This is a genomic window from Undibacterium sp. JH2W, assembly GCF_049340425.1.
GTDB lineage: Bacteria > Pseudomonadota > Gammaproteobacteria > Burkholderiales > Burkholderiaceae_D > Undibacterium.
This window is the reverse complement of record NZ_JBMPOT010000002.1, coordinates 173,022-192,226: the sequence shown is the minus strand read 5'-3', so window position 1 is coordinate 192,226 and position 19,205 is coordinate 173,022. Positions and strand designations below refer to the sequence as shown.

The following is a 19,205-nucleotide window of genomic DNA, read 5'->3' as shown; positions in this document are numbered from 1 at the left end:
ATTAGCACTACCAACTGATCGCGCAAGACAAAGCCAGCAAACCCAGGGCCAGTACAAAGTACAGTAACTGCAAAGGTATCATCCACTTCGCCCAGGGTATGCGCGCCAGTGCCAACACGCCAACCAGGTCAGCCAGGGGTGCCATGATAGGCATGGTCAATGCCGCCTGCCCACTACCAGAATGAATAAAGAAATTGATGACAGACTGGATCACAAACATCTTGTGCGCTGCAAAGATGGGGTGAGAAGACTGCACGAAGGGCATGAGGAAATTCAACATCGTGTCGATGATATTTGCGTCACGCGCCAGGGCTATCACGACCAGAATGCACTGGCTGATGGCAGCACCCGCGATGTGCCTGCCTATGTCTTGTGGGATTTGAGTGGCAGCTATAAGTTCAGCAAGGCATTCAGCCTGCGTGCGGGGATCAAGAACCTGCTGGATACCAACCCGCCACGCTCCAACCAGGTATATAGCTTCATCGCTGGCTATGACCCCAGCTATACCGCCCCACGTGGTCGCTTCGTCTACATATCTGCTAACTACTCATTTAAATAATCAGTATTAATAATCACTTCCAAAGCAGCGCCTGCGTGGATATTAGGGGCAACACTTGGTGTTGTCCCTTTTTTTAAACTCATACGCATAGTGGTGAATTGAATCACTTACAATAGCAAAAAATCAGGATGAAAATAATGACAATTTCTCTGAAAAATAATCACTGGCTACCTGGCAGCTTATATGGTTTGCTCAGTTGTCTGGCAATCTTACTCTGGCAATTACCCATGAATGCACATGCAGAAAACAAGTCACAGCAACCATTGAAAGGCTCACTCGTCATCATAGGTGGTGCATTACGGGCAGATAATGCCGTGGTCTGGCAGCGCATCGTGCAACAGGCCGGGGGCAAAGGTGCCAAGATTGCGGTCATCCCGGCGGCCGCAGGCAATCCGGAAAAATCCGGGGGATTTGCCGTGGAATCTCTGAATCAGAATGGTGCCCAGGCTTTTTTGATTCCCCTTTCGGTGAAGCACGCGCAATTCAAACCAGAAGATATCGTCAACAACACAGCCTGGCTGGATAAGCTCAAAGATGCCAGCGGCGTTTTTTTCACTGGCGGCGACCAGTGCCGCATCGTGCAGGCGCTGGTCAGGGCAGATGGCAGCAAGACTGCAATGCTGGAAGCAATCTGGGCGCTATATCAACGCGGCGGTGTCATCGCTGGCAGCAGTGCCGGTGCTGCCATCATGAGTACCACCATGTTTTATGATGCCAAACCTGTGCTGCCCACGCTCAAGCTTGGTGTCACCGATGGCAAGGAGATTGCGGCTGGCCTGGGTTTTATCGGCCCCGATGTATTCATAGACCAGCACCTGATCATCCGTGGCCGCTTTGCCCGCATGTTGCCTGTCATGCTGAAGAAGAATTACAAACTGGGTCTGGGTGTTGATGAAAATACCGCCATGGTAGTCAGCAATCAGGGCGAGGTTGAAGTCATAGGCTATAAAGGTGCCATTCTGTTTGACTTGAGTCAGGCGACGACCGATAGCACGCAAAAGAATTTTAATATCAGCAATGCCCGCATCAGCTACCTCGACCGTGGTGACCGTTTCAATTTGCGTAGCAAGACCCTGACGCCATCAGCAGACAAACTCAAGTCCAAACTCATTCCTGCTCATGCTTACCATGCCGACCAGCGTTTTTATGCCGACATATTGGCCAATACTGTGCTCACCGACCTGATGTTCCATTTAATCGACAGCAAGCAAGAGCGCACCTTGGGCCTGGCTTTTGGCATGGATGCACCAGTTGAACTTGGTTTTGAATTCAGCTTCAGCAAACAGGCTGACAGTCTTGGTTATTATTCAAATGCTTCGGGTACAGACAGCTATACCATCCATAATTTGCATCTGGACATACGACCTGTGACCATGCAGCTGCCGCTCTATAAATAAACAACTTTGCACAAACCGAACCTGAAAAAGCAAGCTACACCGCAGTTGCCTTCCCGCTTGCCTCCACAAGCTTGGTAGGACAGACAATATTCCTTTTTAGAATTGTCGTTTGTTTGCAAATTATCTCTCCCAAGCCCGTGGCCATCACTTACAATCCGCTTAAGGCCCTGTCCATCTTCAGGAGAGCCCAAAGACGGGACTGCATTTACAACATTTAACAAGGTATGCAGACCGGCTGGCAGATTTTGGCGAAAATATATAGCCGAGATAATTAATTAAAAATTAATACGCCATCTCTCGCCATTACGCACAAAAACTGCAGCACCATGCATCCAACCAGTGAGACCACACCATGAAACTCAGCACCCGTATTATTCTGCTGTGCGCCATCACCCTCTTTGGCATTTCAGTTATTTCCGCCATTTCCCTGTACTCCTTGCGCCAGACCATGACGAAGGAGCGCACTGAGCAGATTTCCAATATGGTGGAAATGGCCCATGCCGCTATAGCAAAAGCCTATGCGCTGGAGCAGGCGGGCAAGCTTTCACGAGAAGAAGCGCAAAAACAAGCCAAGCTGGCGATTTCCAGTTTCCATAAAGATGAAATGTATTTCTTCGTACGCGGCTATAACGATGATTTGTTGCTCGTGCATCCCAAGGCAGACCGCATCGGTGTGCCGCAAAAGGACATGAAGGAATCTGGTGACCGCTATCGCGCCTCCCTGGAAAAAAACAAAATAGGTGTAGTACAGGCCTTGGGCACCAGACCAGGCGTACAAGGCCAGGTAGAAAAAATCTATGCCGTCATGCGCTTCGCACCATGGGAATGGCTGGTAGGTACAGGCACTTATCTGGATGACATTAACGAAGCCTTCTGGCAGCAGGCCGGCATCATGCTAGGCGTAGGCTGCATCATGATGGCCATGGTAGGTGCATTGGCCTGGCACATGACACGTTCGATTCTCGGGCAACTCGGTGGTGAGCCAGCTTATGCCGCGGAAGTGGTTGGTCATATTGCCGAAGGTGACCTGACTGCGGATATACAAGTCAAGGACAATGACCAGTCCAGTCTGCTGTTTGCAATAAAGAGCATGCGCGACAAACTGGCCTCTGTCGTCAGCGAAGTGCGTACGGGATCTGAATCCATCGCCACTGCGTCGGGTGAAATTGCGTCTGGCAACCTGGATTTATCCAACCGCACCGAGCAACAGGCTGGCGCACTGGAAGAAACTTCGTCTACCATGGAAGAGCTGACTTCCACCGTCAAACAAAATGCCGATAATGCCAGACAGGCAAATCAACTCGCAATCTCGGCATCTGAAGTGGCGACCCAGGGCGGCAGCGTCGTGGGTAGAGTTGTTGCCACTATGGGCTCCATCAATGAATCATCGAAAAAAATTGTCGACATCATCAGCGTGATTGACGGCATCGCCTTCCAGACCAATATCCTGGCCTTGAACGCCGCAGTAGAAGCAGCGCGGGCCGGCGAACAAGGCCGCGGCTTTGCCGTCGTTGCCAGTGAAGTACGTAACCTGGCACAACGCTCTGCATCGGCAGCCAAAGAAATCAAGACCCTGATAGACAGCTCGGCAGAAAAAGTGGAAGAAGGCGGCAAGCTGGTTGCCATTGCCGGCTCCACCATGGATGAGGTTGTTGCCAGCGTCAGGCGCGTGACCGACATTGTGGCAGAAATTGCCTCAGCCAGCCAGGAACAAAGCTCAGGTATAGAACAGGTCAATCATGCCATCGTTGATATGGATAATATGACACAGCAAAATGCTGCGCTGGTAGAACAGGCTTCAGCCGCCGCCCAGGCCATGAACGAACAAGCAGCCAGTCTGGCGCAGGTCGTGAATATCTTCAAGGTGCATACGGCAACAGCCCCCCAGATTCATCCGGCACGCGCTCAGGCAAGAACGAATTCAGCACAAGCGACGCAAACAGCTCAGCCGCGTCGTTTGCGCTAAGGACGAACTCTCTCAATCAAGGAATATTTGATTCCTCAAGCTATCAACCATGCGCAGGCGCTGCAGTGCCTGCTCACTCGCTGAAGCATGCGGGCCAGTATTGACTTGCAAGTTGATCTTGCTATCTTGTTTGTCTGGATGAGTTTGCGTGCTGACCAGCCTGCCAAACTCGAATCTGGACACTGATAACAAACGGTCGCTACTCTTTTCCAGGCTGGCACTATGCAGTTGGTTTTTATCAAAGCCCAGGACCAGCTTGCTGCTGGCATGATCTTCGACCGTGGAATAGCGGTAACTTTGCGAATTCTTGTCATTAGTTAACACTGGCTTCACATCTGACTTTAATTCCTGATGAAAAGCAGCACTCAATCTGGAATCAAGTATCTGGCTGATATTGCCATTTGCCGCATGGCCCTGCTGTGTCGTTTTTTGACTGACCTGATAATTGAAATAATCGCTTTCCTGCAAATGCGCAGGATTGGGTGTACTCACCACGCCGCTGATTTTCGCACTGAAATCAGCAAGCCCTGTGAGCAAAGGCTGAGCAGCATCATCCCAAAAACTTGGCGCGCGACCTGGCAACTGCGTGCTCAAATCAGAACTATCTTCCTCAGTATTGATTTTTTGCATGATGGAGAATGCATCTTTGTAGAGCGATATCAGCTCTTTGTCAGCGCTGCCACGATTGCCTGCATTATCGATCTGCCCAAGAAATAGCAATATCGCCTTATTCCTTTGCGCAGTATTACCGCGTAAGCCAGGATTATCATGGCTGACATCAATATCTATCTGTCCACTGGCAGACTTTATGTTGAGCTGATGATGGGATTGATCAATATTAAAATTCAATTCCTGCTCACCGACTTTGATATCCAGCTTGAGTGAACTGATGGCAAAAGTATCGAAGCTTGCCAGTGCATCGAGATTGATACGCTGGTCAACAAAATAGCTATTGGCGGTTTTCTCCAGGCCAGCCGCCAGCTTTTCCAGCGCCCTGCTCTCGGACTCAGTCAGTTCGGCACTACTGCTGGCTTCCACACTCAGGCCATCAACATTACTTTTGATAGAAAAATCTATGCTCCGTCCGGATGCCAGCGTGACGCTCAGGCCCAGACTTTGATCCGCATGCTCGCGCAAATTATTCAACCTGGCTTGGCTCAGGTCTGCCACATTCTGACTGGCACCTGCCTGGGCGGGATAATTGCCAATCACTGCCTGCTTGAAATCACCATGCGTGGTTTGAAAACGCTCAATCAAGCCAGAGGCAAGGCCATTGAAACGCCCAGCCACTGTCGGCAACCTGGCATTTTGTTCCAGCATATAGCTGAAAGCATCATCGCTTTTGTTTTCCAGCCACTGAGTAGCTGGAGCTGGCACAAAGCCGGTCTCATCATATGTTTGTGACACCAACACTGTGCGAGCCGCACGCAAATTCAACTGATAGGAAGGCGTTGCCGTTGATGTATTTGTGGCGTCCAGTGACAATGCTGTGCCACCCGCTGGTTTATCCAGCCCCAGGGCCTGGCTTGCACCGACAGCCACATTGACCTGTGTCGTGGTAGCGCTCAGACCAGAAAGAGTAGTCGTCATATCAAGTGTGCATCCCGGAAATAAATTCTTGCATTACGTTCAATTAATTAACGGCAAGATTTTTTATTTCTTTAGTAAATACACATCAAAACTGATGACAGGAGAAGAAAAAATTTGTGCTGCATCATCCATAAAAAAAGAGATGTCAAAGCATCTCTTTTGAACTGTCTTACTGATATGGATGATCAGCAAGGATTACATCAGGACAGGCTCCAGACATATTCCAGCTTGGTCCAGGCTTGCTGAGGTTTGCCATCTTTGGCACCTGGTTTGAATTTGCAGGAAGAATAAATCTTTTGAGTTGCCTTATCCAAAGCCTTGGAACCACTGGACTTCTCTACTTTTGAATCAACCACCGCGCCATCAGGTCCAACCAACACAGACAAAACTACCGTCCCTGTTTCTTCATTCATCAATGCTGATTTTGGATAAACTGCTTTTTCGCAAGATTGCTTATCTACAGTAGGAGCGACTTCACTTGCAAATGCAGTGAAAGAAGAAACGAGTAGCGCAGTGAAGAGAATTGATTTTTTCATGAGAGTGATGGAATAGACGAAATACAGAGATAAGAAATAGATTGCCATGCGGAAACATGTGCATATTTTACTGCACAATTTTTCCGCAGGGCAATTCTTTTCAGTCCGAATGCCGCTCTTGAATGTTAAAGATTGTGCCTCCTATTGTTCCCCTTAATATCACATCAAGCCTTGCATTAAATGATGGCAATACTGGCTAGCAAGCTGTTGCTTATTAACATGAACACTTTGCCTTTTTCGCCTATCTCCACTAGTCTTAATCATGCAGCAAGTGCCAGACCACACGATCAATAAAAATAATGATAGCGAGGGAGACAAAAATGACATTCATCAAATTATTGCTTGCATTGTTGCTGGCAAGCCAATTCTCAATGGCAATAGCGGAAGACAATCCGGCAGATGCTGTTGCCATGGTAGACAAAGGTCTGGCCTATATGCAAAAGAATGGCAAGGATGCGCTGGTGCAGGAAATCAACAACAAGAACCCTGAATTCATCAATGGCTCTATCTACCTGTACTTGCGTGGCCTGGATGGCATCGTCATCGCTCACCCCATCAACCCTAAACTGGTAGGTAAAAACATGCTGGACTTGCCCGATGCCGATGGCAAATACTATCGCAAAGACATTATTGCCCTGGCTAAAAGCAAGGGTAAGGGCTGGGTAGACTATCGCTACAACAATCCTGTGTCCAAGCAGATAGAGAACAAGACTACTTATATCTTTCGCAATAATGATGTGATACTGGAAGCCGGTATCTATAAAGCTAAATAGATTTAGTTATTTTTCAATCAGGCTTAAATAAAGGTATCGATAAGATCGATACCTTCCTCCTCTTTTAAGTGCCCCGCTGTTTTCACTCCTATCCCACGCACTCGTCTAAGCCTTGCGTGCGGCATCGCACAGACACCCAGCTCGACCTGCAGTAACTTCTGATCATGCTTCATGGCAAAAGACGGTTTGCATGGGCAATAATTTATAGAAAAAAAGCCTGGTATTTCACCAGCTTAGATTGTCTATACCTTACTTGCGACTGTCTTTGGCTGCTTTCATTCTGCAAATGCTTTATAAGGAACCAGTTCATGGTCAAGCGAATTCTCGTTGTTACACCTGTCATTGCCGATGCCCTGGCACTACAGGATGCGCTGCTCAAAGCCCGCGATGGTTATTATGAAACGGCATTTGCAGACACCCTGGCTACGGCCATTGAACATCTGCATGACAAAACCAAGCCTATAGATATCATCTTGCTTGACTGTTTCCTGCCGGACAGCAAGGGTATCGCCAGCTTCCAGCACTTATTTGCAATAGTCCCCAAAATTCCCATACTGACTATCTGTGACACAGATCATGCGCTGGCAATCGAAGCTGTTGAACTGGGTGCACAAGGTTTCCTGACCCGGGGTCATTTTTCCAGTTACCTGGTGCCGCAATCCTTGCGCAATATCATTCAGCGCAAAGCGGTTGAGGACGCTGCCTTCCTGGAAAAAGCACGAGCAGAAATCACCCTCAATTCCATCAGTGATGCCGTCATAGGCACAGACATGGCGGGTAATATCGATTACCTCAATGTCGCCGCTGAACATATCACTTTGTGGAAACGTGAAGAAGCGCAAGGCCAGCCCATAGGCACGGTCATGCCACTGATACAAAGTGAAAACCGGCAGCCTAAAGCCAATCCTGTCGTACAGGTATTGCAACAGGATACGGCCACCACCCTTACTCCCGGGACCATTTTGCTCAGACGTGATGGCAGCGAGGTAGCCATAGAAGATTCCACGGCGCCTATCCACGATTCTTACGGTAACCTATCCGGTGCTGTCATGGTGTTCCGCGATATCACGGCGACCCAGGCCATGGCAGTGAAAATGGCGCATCTGGCGCAACATGATTTCCTCACCAACCTGCCTAACCGTGCTCTGTTGAATGACCGCATTGCCCAGGCCATAGGTCTGGCCAAACGTCGCGAAACCCACCTCGCCGTACTCTTCCTGGACCTGGACAATTTCAAGCATATCAATGATTCTTTAGGTCATGCTCTGGGCGACATGCTGCTGAAATCAGTCACTGAACGCCTGTGCGCCTGCGTGCGCAGTTCTGACACTGTCAGCCGCCAGGGTGGCGATGAATTCGTCATACTGGTGACAGATGACAAGTCTGCCGAGAATGCGGCCTTTACTGCCGAAAAATTATTGAAGTCGCTGGCAACACCACATAGTATCAATGGCCATGAGTTGTATGTCACCACCAGCATAGGCATCAGTTCCTATCCGGCCGACGGTGCAGATGCAGATACCCTGATCAAAAATGCTGATACGGCCATGTACCAGGCCAAGGAAAAAGGCCGCAATAACTACCAGTTCTTCAAACCAGAAATGAATGTGCGTGCAGTTGAACGGCAAGTCATAGAAGCTAATCTGCGACTGGCAATAATACGCAATGAATTCTCGCTGCATTACCAGCCCAAGATTAATCTTGAAAGCGGCGCCATCACTGGCGCAGAAGCCTTGTTGCGCTGGGATCACCCACAATGGGGCATGGTGCCACCAATACGCTTTATTGGCATTGCAGAAGACTGTGGTGTCATCATCCCGCTAGGCCGCTGGGTCTTGCGTGAAGCTTGTATCCAGACCAAGAAATGGCAGGATGCAGGTTTAACGATTGCCGAAATCGCTGTCAATATTTCTGCAGTTGAATTTCGCCGCCAGGATTTTGTTGAAGCCGTACGTACCATCTTGCAAGAGACGGGGCTTTCACCAAGCTGCCTGCAACTGGAAATCACCGAAAGTGTCTTGATGCGCAATGCAGAAAGTAGCATCGCCATACTCCAGCAATTGAAAGACATGGGGATACAACTGGCAGTCGATGATTTTGGCACTGGTTATTCAAGCCTGAGTTACCTGAATCAATTCCCGATTGATGTATTGAAAATCGATCAGTCATTTGTCAATGAAATAGGTGCAAGTAAAGCCGGAGGTGATGGCATCATCGTCAGCGCCGTCATCGCGATGGGCAATAGCCTGAAACAAAAAGTCATTGCAGAGGGTATAGAAAAGCAGGGGCAACTATCTTTCTTAAAAGCCCAGCATTGTGAAGAAGGACAAGGCTATATTTTTAGCCGGCCACTGGCGGCAGAACAATTTGCCAAAATGCTGCGTCTGGGTGTGACCGCGCATGCGCCTATCCCTGTACTGATGCCGAATTGAATGATTATCTGATGAAGAAAAACGGACATGCAAGCATGTCCGTTTTCATTTATAGCAAAGCAGTCAAGACTTATTCGTAATCACTAACTGGTATGCAAGAGCAGAACAGATTGCGATCACCATAGACATTGTCAGCACGGCCAACCGGCGCAAAGTATTTATTCTTGCGCAGTGAAGCAACCGGGTAAGCTGCCACTTCACGGCTGTAAGCATGCGGCCACTCATTGGCGATCAGCACTTCTGCTGTATGCGGCGCATGTTTCAGAGGATTGTCTTTGGCATCGAATTCACCACTGGCTACCTTGGCGATTTCTTCACGGATGCTGATCATGGCATCGATGAAGCGGTCGAGTTCGGCTTGTGATTCGCTTTCTGTCGGTTCTATCATCAGCGTGCCAGGCACAGGGAAGCTCATGGTTGGTGCGTGGAAGCCAAAGTCGATGAGGCGTTTTGCCACGTCTTCATTGGTAATGCCAGTCGCATCTGTCAATGGACGCAGATCCAGAATGCACTCATGCGCCACCAGGCCATCATGACCGCTGTACAGTACAGGGTAATGCGGGGCCAGGCGTTTGGCGATGTAGTTAGCTGCCAGGATCGCTGTTTCTGTCGCTGCCTTCAAGCCTTGCGCGCCCATCATGGCGATGTACATCCATGAGATAGGCAAGATGCTGGCAGAGCCAAATGGTGCGGCGCTGACGGCAGAGATACCATCTTCACCACGGACATAGCCTGTGGATTTCTGATTAGGCAAGAACTTCGCCAAATGGGCACCAACTGCAACCGGGCCTACGCCTGGGCCGCCACCACCGTGAGGGATACAGAAAGTCTTGTGCAGGTTCAGATGGCTGACATCGCCACCAAATTTGCCCGGTGCGGCTACGCCAACCAGCGCATTCATGTTCGCACCATCGACATAGACCTGACCACCGTGGCTATGCACGATTTCGCACAATTGCTGTATGCCTTCTTCAAACACACCATGCGTGGATGGATAAGTCACCATCGCTGCTGCCAGGTTGGCGCTGTGCTTTTCTGCCTTGGCTTGCAAGTCAGCCAGATCAACGTTGCCCTTGTCATCGCAAGCCACCACGACCACGTCCATGCCCACCATGCTGGCGGATGCCGGATTGGTACCATGGGCAGAAGACGGGATCAGGCAGATATTACGGTGTGCTTCACCACGGGATGCGTGGTAAGCCTGGATCACCAGCAATCCAGCGTATTCCCCCTGGGAACCGGCATTTGGTTGCAGGGATACAGCGTCGTAACCAGTCGCTGCACACAGCATGGCTTCCAGCTGATCGATCATTTCGCGGTAACCGATAGTTTGGTCATTTGGCGCAAATGGATGGATGCTGGAGAACTCTGGCCAGGTCACAGGAATCATTTCGCTGGTGGCGTTCAGCTTCATCGTGCATGAACCCAGCGGTATCATGGTGCGGTCCAGCGCCAAATCCTTGTCAGCCAGGCTGCGCAGGTAACGCAGCATTTCATGTTCTGCGTGATAGCGGTTGAAAGTTGGGTGTGTCAGGTAAGTCGTGCCGCGTGTCAGTGCTGCCGGGTATGCATCATTGACGCCTGCTTCTATCGCTGCAAAATCCGGCGCTGTCGTGACACCGCTGGCCTTGGCAAAAATCGTCCACAAAGCTTCAACATCAGCACGTGTGACTGTCTCGTCAAGAGAAACGCCAACTTGTGTTGCGCTGATCTGGCGCAGATTGTAGCCCGCAGCCTGGGCAGCCTGATGGTAGGCAGCAGCATTGGCGACATTGACTGTCAGGGTGTCGAAGTAAGTAGTGTTGGCAATAGCCAGACCCTGTTGTTTCAGGCCGCCAGCCAGCACACCAGTCAGGCGGTGTACCCGCAAGGCGATCTGGCGCAGGCCTGCTGGGCCGTGATAAACGGCATACATGGAGGCAATCACTGCCAGCAACACCTGTGCTGTACAGATATTCGAGGTAGCTTTTTCACGGCGGATATGTTGTTCGCGTGTTTGCAGGGCCAGGCGATAAGCCTTGTTGCCTTGTGCATCAACCGTCACGCCAACCAGACGGCCAGGCATGCTGCGCTTGAATGCATCGCGCGTACCCATATAACCTGCGTGCGGGCCACCAAAGCCCAGCGGTACGCCAAAGCGCTGGCTGTTACCAACGACCACGTCAGCACCCCACTCGCCTGGGGAAGCGATCAGTGTCAGTGCCAGCAAATCGGCAGCAGTGATGACCATCGCGCCTTTTGCATGCAAGGTGGCAGCAAATTCGCGGTAATCGCGGATGGCGCCGTCCACGCCAGGGTATTGCAGCAAGATACCAAAGCAATCATTGTCCAGTGCTTCTGTACCCGTGCAAGTACGCACCTCGATACCCAGCGGCTTGGCGCGGGTTTCTATGATTTCGCGGGTCTGTGGCAAGACATCATCGCCAACATAAAACACATTGGATTTGGATTTGCCTACACGCTGTATCAGCGTCATTGCCTCAGCAGCAGCCGTGCCTTCGTCCAGCATGGATGCATTGGCGATATCCATGCCAGTCAGGTCAGTGATGACTTGCTGGAAATTCAGGATGGCTTCCAGGCGGCCCTGGGAAATCTCTGGCTGGTAAGGTGTGTAAGCTGTGTACCAGGCAGGGTTTTCAAAGATATTGCGCAGGATCACGCCAGGAGTATGCGTATTGTAATAACCCTGACCGATCAAGGACTTCAGTACACGGTTTTTCGACGCCAGTGCCTTCAATGTGGCCAGTGCTTCCTGTTCGGACTTGGCTTCTGTGAATTGCGCCAGTGGCAGCACATCGTGACGGCGGATATTGGCCGGGACGATGGCATCAATCAGGGCTGTGCGGTCAGCATAGCCCAGGGTTTTCAGCATGGCGGCTTGTTCTGCTTCAGAAGGGCCGATATGGCGAGCGATGAAAGCGTCATGCGCTTCCAGTTGGGTCAGTGAAGGACGGGTCATGGTATATGGGGTACGGAAGAGTAACGTGGAATATCAGGCGGAGCTATGCGGGACAAACCGCAACAGGCAAATCCATATTAAAAGAGGCAGCCACAGGGCCACCTCTTTTAACTACATAATCAAGCGATGTTCTTGGCGTAAGCTTCAGCATTCATCAAGGCATCAACATCAGCAATATTGGCTGGTTTCAGTTTGAACAGCCATGCTGCAAACGCGTCAGCATTAATGGATTCTGGTGCATCGGCCAATTCTTCATTGATGGCGACAACTTCGCCAGTCACTGGTGCATAGATGTCGCCAGCTGCTTTAACAGACTCAACCACGGCGCAATCCTTGCCAGCTTCGAGTGCTGTGCCAACTTTAGGCAAATCAACGAAAACGATATCGCCCAAAGCATCCTGAGCAAATGCTGTAATGCCGACAGTGATCGTGCCGTCTGCTTCTGTGCGTACCCATTCGTGGGATGTTGTGTATTTCAGGTCTGCTGGTACGTTCATGATGGGCTCCAGTTAAATAAATTGTTTTAAATAATAATGAGTGGCTAATCAATAGTAGTCAGTACCAGTGCGCTGTACTGACTGCAGATCAAATTATACGGCCAGGATTTTGCCGTTACGGACAAAAGGCAGTTTGACAACGGATGCTGCCAATTGCTTGTCACGGATAACAACATGTACAGTATCGCCGACAGACACGCCCATAGGCAAACGTGCCAGTGCAATTGCCTGTTCCATGGTAGGGCTGAAAGTACCGCTGGTGATTTCGCCTTCGCCTTGTGCGCATACTACTTTTTGATGGGCGCGCAAGATGCCGCCTTTTTCACGCAGGATCAGACCCAGGAACTGGGCGTTCTGGCCTTGTGTTTGCAGTGCTTGCTTGCCAACGAAATCGCGTTCACTGACCAGGTCTATGGTCCAGGCCAGACCAGCATCAAGCGGGTTGACTGTTTCATCCATGTCCTGTCCATACAGATTCATGCCCGCTTCCAGACGCAGGGTGTCACGTGCACCGAGGCCAGCAGGTTTGACACCGGCTGCAACCAGGGCATTCCAGAAATCAGTCACGCGATCGGCAGATACAGCAATCTCGAAACCATCTTCACCGGTATAACCAGTGCGTGCCACCATGACTTCACCAAAGGAAGTATCAGCGACGATGACTGCGTTGAAGGGTTTGATTTCTGCGCTAGCTGCTTTGGTTTCTGGCAAGACTTCCCATGCCTTGGCGCGGGCGTTCGGGCCCTGCACTGCCACCAGGGCAAAAGCGTTAGCACCATCACGGCGCTGGGTAATGGTCAGGCCGCTATTGGTTTCTGCATTGCGGGCATTCATCCAGGCGATGTCTTTTTCTGCCGTGCCAGCATTGACGACGAGGCGGAACCAGTTTTCGCTGAAGAAATAAATGATGAGGTCATCAATGACCGTGCCTTCAGGCTTCAACATGCAGGAATACAGGGCCTTGCCCGCTACCTGCAATTTATCAACATTATTCGCTACCAGGCCACGCAGGAAGCTGCGAACATTTTCGCCCTGGAGATCAACGACACACATATGAGATACATCAAACATGCCGCAATCAGTGCGCACTGCATGATGTTCTTCGATTTGGGAACCATAGTTGACGGGCATGTCCCAACCGCCAAAATCAACCATTTTTGCGCCAGCCGCACGATGGGCTGCATTGAGGGGAGTTGCCTTGAGTGATGTCGCTGCTTGCGTCATGAGTGCCTCATTACCAGATTGAAGGGACGAACAAACGCACGACGACGAATAAACGCCGCATGCGCTGAAATCGCATACCCCTCTGTCCTGGTACCTGAGAGATTACGGGAGCCATGTATGTTTGCTGCCCGCGCGCACCTTCGGTGGGTAGTCCGGCGAATATTTATAAAAATAAACGTATCTGCCGCTACCGCTCTCCAGAGTTGGGGCAACTTTTAACTACCCCGTCGATCGGTCCTTTGTGCCTGAGAGTTTTTTGGGTATTAGCCCCTTCGGCGGCAACTTTCGTCACGCTCTCCCGATCAAGTAGCGCGATTATATAAGGCTTGCAAGGGCTTGGGTAGTTGAGTGTGGAAATATTTACAGAAAAGTGCTTAGTTCATGCTGGATTTGTTAAATTGGCAAATAAAATTTTATTTTAACGAAATTCTTGTATTTGCTTCCATTGCCAAATCGACTATTTAAATATACTTTCCATTTACCGCCTATATTTACCTGATAGTAAATCTCATCCTTGCAGACTGATTTGAATCTTGCATTTTGCGTGAGGCAAATATCTTAAATGCTTTTGCCAAGCTGAAATTAATAACCAGTATTCGTGAAATTATGATTGCAGGCCGGGGGTAGCAATCTTAAATGACGTGTGCAAGTATTTGAAAATCCGAATGCTCAAACACTAGGGATCAGAAATTAGCTCACGCAATAGTTGACCACGAACGCCACTGGATTCCAGCCAAAAGCATGCTGGAATGACGTCAATATGTGCGTTGCATCATTGCCGGATTATGCTTCGGTGATGACGGTAACAGCCCCCCCTATTTCCCCCTCAACACAAGCACACTCTTCGCATGTCCCACAACATCCTTCTCACTCAAATACTGCTGCACATAAGTCCCAGCCGCAAACCCTGCCGCCTGATCATTGTAATGTGCATCAAACAAAACCCCGCTCTGCCCCACAGGATTAATGCCTAGCGCTTTCGAAGCATCAGCAAAATCAATCAGACGTCGTGTTGATGGCCCATACACGACATCCCAGGGTGCTGGTCCTATAGGCCCGGACAAATTATTTGGCACTTCACGCCCACCTGCAACTTCAAACGGGCCTATGTTGAATAGCTTGTCCAGCGGCTTTTGCTGCGCCAAGGGGTGCTTATGTGTCAAGGTATGCGCCTTGCCCCAGGTCCATTGCTTGCTGTCGGCACCAAAGGTTTTTTGCAAATGCGCGATGCTGTCGCGCCAGGCCAGTGCCAGGATATCGTCGCGAGTTTCTACTGCTGGCGTAGTACGGTTATCCCACCAGGGTGAATGCGCATCTGCCAGCAAACGTGGCAAGGCATAGTCAAGCGCGCGGGTACGCAAGAGGTTTTTGAACTGGACTTCACCGACTTCATCTGCCATTGCCGCATAGGTGATCTGATACAGCAATTGACTAAAGATGGTGGGTGCTATGCTATTCGCCTGGTAACTGCCATCCCATTTTTCCAGCAGTTCCAGCAGACGTTTGCCGTCTGCATCAGTTACTTGCTTGCGCAAGGTGGGCAAGATAGAGGGCAAAATCTGCGCAGCATAAGCTGTCTTGTTATCAAGCTGCAAAGCCTGGCTGTTTTTGGTCTCCCACTTGATGCCTGGTTGCGCTAATAAAGCTTCCAGCCTGCGTGCACGTTCATTCAGATTGTAATAGCCGGGGATGGCAAAATCGCCTGATGGCAAGGGTTGTTGATTGGCCGAGACAATGTAGCCGCGCGCAGGATTGACTTCATGCGGATTATCAGCAAAATCAGTAAAGCCAGGCTTGTCTGCCTCTGCTGTACTGCCATCAAGAATAAAAGCCGGGTTGACATCCGATGGTCGCTTGACCAGTTTCGCCGCAGCCCACCAGGCGATGTCGCCTTGCGTATTCGCCCAGACGACATTCAAACCTGGTGCATGGATATTGCTGGCTGCATGGGCTGCTATTTCTTTTGTGCTGGCGCGGTTCAATTCATAAAAGGCATCGAGTACAGGGTTTTCAGTTTCCAAAAATGCCCACCACATGGCGATGGGTTTGGCAGTCAGATCTTCACCCCATGCTTCACGGAAGGCGTCGCTGATGATAGGGCCATGCGCTGATGTTCTCAATTGCAGTTTGAGGGACTCACGCCCTTTGACCTTAATGATTTCTTCGCGGCTTTGCATATCCACCCACTGCCCCTTGATCCAGACTTGATTGGGATTTTGTGGATTGACTTTCTCGGCTATAAAATCGAGATCGTCATTCTGGAACATGGTCAGGGTCCAGCCAAAGTTCTGGTTGTGACCTAACAAGGCAAAGGGATTGAGTGCCTGATGATGGCCATATAATTCAAAACCCGGCATTTTGAGATGAGCTTCATACCAGACCGCGGGTGCCGAGTAAGCGATGTGCGGATCACCCGCCAGCAAGGGTTTACCACTGCCAGTATTTTTACCGGCGACCACCCAGGCATTGCTACCCTCGAACTGAGGCAGGCCAAATTCCTCCAAAGCTTGCTGGCTGGTAGTGGCGATACGATTCATCTTGCCCCAGTCTGCGGCACCCAATTGCAAGGGTTTGATAACACCTTCTGGATGCCAGGCCAGATCGAAAATGCGCAAATAGTCTGCGCCTAGTTTGTCACGTATCTGAGTCAATACTGGTTCAGTACGAAAGGCCGCCGCAAAGCTGTATGCCATATAGCCAGATACAACAACCGTATCTTCTGCAGTAAATGGCCGTTTGGGTATGCCCAGCAATTCAAATTCCAGAGGTGCTGCGTGCGTGGCCTGATATTGATTGATACCATCAAGATAGGCTTTCAGGGCTTTGACTGCAGGAGAGTTTTTATCAAGCCTGGCAGCATAGTCAGCCGCATGCTTGCGCAAACCCAGGGTGCGGAATAAACGGTCGGTATCGAGCAGTTTGGGGCCAAGAATTTCTGCCAGCTCACCTTTGGCCAGGCGACGCACCATTTCCATTTGAAATAATCTATCCTGCGCATGCACATAACCGAGAGCACGATACAAGTCTGCCTCACTTTTTGCTTCTATATGCGGCACACCGCGTTCGTCATATTGCACCGTCACTTCGGCTTGCAAACCCGTGAGCACCTGATTACCTGAGCGCTGCACGCGCTTGCCATACAGATAAACAGCAGCAGCAATGAAGGTAATCAGTAACAGACCTGTCAGTATGAGCAAACTCCATTTCAGCACACGTTTCATCTGTAAGCCTTCTATGCGGTATATTGTTTTTTGATTTTACACTGATGGTCAAAATTACACTCAAACGCTGTTAACTCATAAGTATTGACAATAGTTTATCACCAGAAAAAGACTAGAAGCATGCTATTGATATTCGCCTGCATATCATCATCTATATCTTTCGTTATTGTTTAGCCCGCGGCCCAGCCGACGCTTGCCCTTAGTTTGTCTATCCTTTAGGACTGCGCATGACCACTCCCCCTCCTACCGCTGAAATTTCCCAGCGCAGCAGCTTGCAAACCCTCAAAGGCCTGCTCCCCTTTCTCACGCCCTACAAGATGCAGTTTGTATTGGCAGGCATTGCCTTGCTGGTTGCTGCTGGCGCTACACTGGCAATACCCTATGCTTTCCGCCAGATGATAGACCTGGGTTTTGGTGCCGGCGACCGCAGCATCAAGCATGTGGACCTGACCTTTATCGCCTTGTTTGGGGTGGCCTGCGTACTGGGCATAGCCACGGCCGCCAGGTTTTATATGGTGTCATGGCTGGGTGAAAGAGTGACAGCCGATATACGCAATGCCGTGTATTCGCATGTGGTGACACAAAGCCCGGAATTTTTTGAAACCACACAAACCGGTGAAGTGCTGTCACGTCTGACGACCGACACCACGCTGATACAAACCGTGGTGGGCACCAGCATCTCAATGGCCCTGCGCAATTTCTTGCTGTTCCTCGGCGGCCTGGTGATGTTATTCATTACCAGCCCTAAACTGTCGTCCATCATCATCGTCATGCTGGCGGTAGTGGTCTTGCCCATCATCCTGTTTGGGCGCCGTGTGCGCACCTTATCGCGTGATTCGCAAGACCGGATTGCCGATGCATCAGCAATTGCAGGTGAAATACTGAATGCCATGCCTACCGTGCAAGCCTTCACCCATGAACATATAGAAGCGCAGCGTTTTTCTGGCACAGTGGAAGGCGCATTCAAAACTGCCATGCGCCGCATACGTGCGCGCTCACTGTTGACAGTCATGGCTATCCTGCTGATCTTTGGTGCGATTGTGTTTGTCTTGTGGCTGGGTGCCCATGCAGTAATGCAAGGCCGCATGAGTGGTGGCGAACTGGGTCAGTTCATCCTGTATGCATCCATCGTCGCAGGTGCTGTTGGCGCTTTGTCGGAAGTCATGGGCGATGCCCAGCGCGCTGCCGGTGCAACCGAGCGCTTATTGGAATTGATCGAGGTCAAATCGCCGATACAGAATCCTGTAAAAGCACTGAGTTTGCCTACCCGTGCCGAGCATGATCCCAGAGGGGCAGCACTGTCATTGCAAGGGCTGGAATTTCATTATCCTTCACGCCCCAAGACTGCGGCCTTGCTGAACCTGAAGCTGGATATACAGCCTGGCGAAACTGTTGCCATCGTTGGCTCTTCAGGTGCTGGCAAAACGACGCTATTCCAGATGCTGCTGCGTTTTTATGATCCGCAGCAAGGCAGGATCACCCTGGACGGCATCAATATCCGTGAACTGAATTTGCATGAATTGCGTGGCGCGATAGGCGTGGTGCCACAAGATACCGTCATCTTCTCAGCTAATGCCATGGAAAACATACGCTATGGCCGCGCCGATGCCAGTGATGCAGAAGTGATAGCAGCAGCAAAAATGGCGGCCGCGCATGAGTTTATAGAAAGACTGCCAGAAGGCTATCAATCCTTTCTTGGTGAGCGTGGCGTGCGTCTGTCTGGCGGACAAAAACAGAGGATAGCCATCGCCCGCGCCCTGCTGAAAAATCCCCCATTGCTGTTACTAGATGAAGCCACCAGCGCCCTGGATGCAGAATCAGAACGCCTGGTGCAAGGCGCGCTGGAAGTAGCCATGCAGGGCCGCACTACCCTCATCATTGCCCACCGACTGGCCACTGTGCAGCGTGCCAACCGTATCATCGTCATGGAACATGGCCGCATAGTAGAAACTGGCACCCACGCCTCGTTGGTCGAGCAAGGCGGTGTATATGCAAAATTGGCTGCCTTGCAGTTTGATTTGCATAAAAATGAAGAGTAGAGCCGAATCAAT

The 19,205-nt window shown here is 50.5% G+C and carries 13 protein-coding genes and 2 riboswitches; of the genes, 6 read left to right on the top strand and 7 right to left on the bottom strand.

Features of this window, described 5'->3' with window-relative positions:
* Window positions 1–7: 7 nt before the first annotated feature.
* Window positions 8–265, bottom strand: coding sequence for a hypothetical protein (locus ACO0LC_RS03140; RefSeq protein ID WP_423000543.1), 258 nt, complete (start codon window positions 263–265; stop codon window positions 8–10).
* On the opposite strand from ACO0LC_RS03140, the gene ACO0LC_RS03135 reads away from it, so the two are divergent.
* From ACO0LC_RS03135 to ACO0LC_RS03125, 3 genes are all read left to right on the top strand, one after another.
* Complete coding sequence (locus ACO0LC_RS03135; protein WP_423000541.1) at window positions 242–559, top strand: TonB-dependent receptor domain-containing protein; 318 nt, start codon at window positions 242–244, stop codon at window positions 557–559. The genes ACO0LC_RS03140 and ACO0LC_RS03135 overlap by 24 nt on opposite strands.
* Before the next feature lie 137 nt (window positions 560–696).
* Window positions 697–1,956: a cyanophycinase gene (locus tag ACO0LC_RS03130; RefSeq protein WP_423000539.1), complete on the top strand. Its 1,260-nt coding sequence runs from the start codon at window positions 697–699 to the stop codon at window positions 1,954–1,956.
* Between the two features lie 352 nt (window positions 1,957–2,308).
* Window positions 2,309–3,922 carry a methyl-accepting chemotaxis protein gene (locus ACO0LC_RS03125; RefSeq protein WP_423000537.1) on the top strand — a complete coding sequence of 538 codons (1,614 nt, stop codon included), beginning with the start codon at window positions 2,309–2,311 and terminating at the stop codon, window positions 3,920–3,922.
* A 12-nt stretch (window positions 3,923–3,934) separates the two neighbouring features.
* Here ACO0LC_RS03125 and ACO0LC_RS03120 read toward each other — a convergent pair whose 3' ends face one another.
* Complete coding sequence (locus ACO0LC_RS03120; protein ID WP_423000535.1) at window positions 3,935–5,512, bottom strand: hypothetical protein; 1,578 nt, start codon at window positions 5,510–5,512, stop codon at window positions 3,935–3,937.
* Window positions 5,513–5,712: 200 nt separating this feature from the next.
* Window positions 5,713–6,048 carry an energy transducer TonB gene (locus ACO0LC_RS03115; RefSeq protein ID WP_423000533.1) on the bottom strand — a complete coding sequence of 112 codons (336 nt, stop codon included), beginning with the start codon at window positions 6,046–6,048 and terminating at the stop codon, window positions 5,713–5,715.
* A gap of 320 nt (window positions 6,049–6,368) precedes the next feature.
* Here ACO0LC_RS03115 and ACO0LC_RS03110 point away from each other — a divergent pair, with 320 nt between their 5' ends.
* Together ACO0LC_RS03110 and ACO0LC_RS03105 are read left to right on the top strand one after the other, a co-directional pair.
* On the top strand, window positions 6,369–6,821 hold the full coding sequence (locus tag ACO0LC_RS03110; protein ID WP_423000531.1) for a cache domain-containing protein: 453 nt from the start codon (window positions 6,369–6,371) through the stop codon (window positions 6,819–6,821).
* A gap of 308 nt (window positions 6,822–7,129) precedes the next feature.
* Window positions 7,130–9,253, top strand: a complete 2,124-nt coding sequence (locus tag ACO0LC_RS03105) for an EAL domain-containing protein (protein WP_423000529.1) — start codon at window positions 7,130–7,132, stop codon at window positions 9,251–9,253.
* Window positions 9,254–9,323: 70 nt separating this feature from the next.
* On the opposite strand, the gene gcvP is transcribed toward ACO0LC_RS03105, so the two are convergent.
* The 4 genes from gcvP to ACO0LC_RS03085 all read right to left on the bottom strand — a co-directional run bounded on the left by gcvP (window position 9,324) and on the right by ACO0LC_RS03085 (window position 17,154).
* A complete protein-coding gene (gene gcvP / locus ACO0LC_RS03100) occupies window positions 9,324–12,212 on the bottom strand; it encodes an aminomethyl-transferring glycine dehydrogenase (protein ID WP_423000527.1) in 2,889 nt (962 codons plus the stop codon).
* 119 nt (window positions 12,213–12,331) lie between these two features.
* The gene (gene gcvH / locus ACO0LC_RS03095; protein ID WP_423000525.1) at window positions 12,332–12,709 is read right to left on the bottom strand and encodes a glycine cleavage system protein GcvH; all 378 of its coding nucleotides are present in this window, start codon (window positions 12,707–12,709) and stop codon (window positions 12,332–12,334) included.
* A gap of 93 nt (window positions 12,710–12,802) precedes the next feature.
* Window positions 12,803–13,933, bottom strand: coding sequence for a glycine cleavage system aminomethyltransferase GcvT (gene gcvT, locus ACO0LC_RS03090; RefSeq protein ID WP_423000523.1), 1,131 nt, complete (start codon window positions 13,931–13,933; stop codon window positions 12,803–12,805).
* Window positions 13,934–14,005: 72 nt separating this feature from the next.
* A riboswitch (glycine riboswitch) is annotated at window positions 14,006–14,144 on the bottom strand.
* An 11-nt stretch (window positions 14,145–14,155) separates the two neighbouring features.
* A riboswitch (glycine riboswitch) is annotated at window positions 14,156–14,244 on the bottom strand.
* A 504-nt stretch (window positions 14,245–14,748) separates the two neighbouring features.
* A complete protein-coding gene (locus tag ACO0LC_RS03085) occupies window positions 14,749–17,154 on the bottom strand; it encodes a penicillin acylase family protein (protein WP_423000521.1) in 2,406 nt (801 codons plus the stop codon).
* A gap of 227 nt (window positions 17,155–17,381) precedes the next feature.
* Between ACO0LC_RS03085 and ACO0LC_RS03080 the strand changes: the two genes are divergently transcribed.
* On the top strand, window positions 17,382–19,193 hold the full coding sequence (locus tag ACO0LC_RS03080; RefSeq protein ID WP_423000519.1) for an ABC transporter transmembrane domain-containing protein: 1,812 nt from the start codon (window positions 17,382–17,384) through the stop codon (window positions 19,191–19,193).
* The last annotated feature ends 12 nt before the right edge of the window (window positions 19,194–19,205 follow it).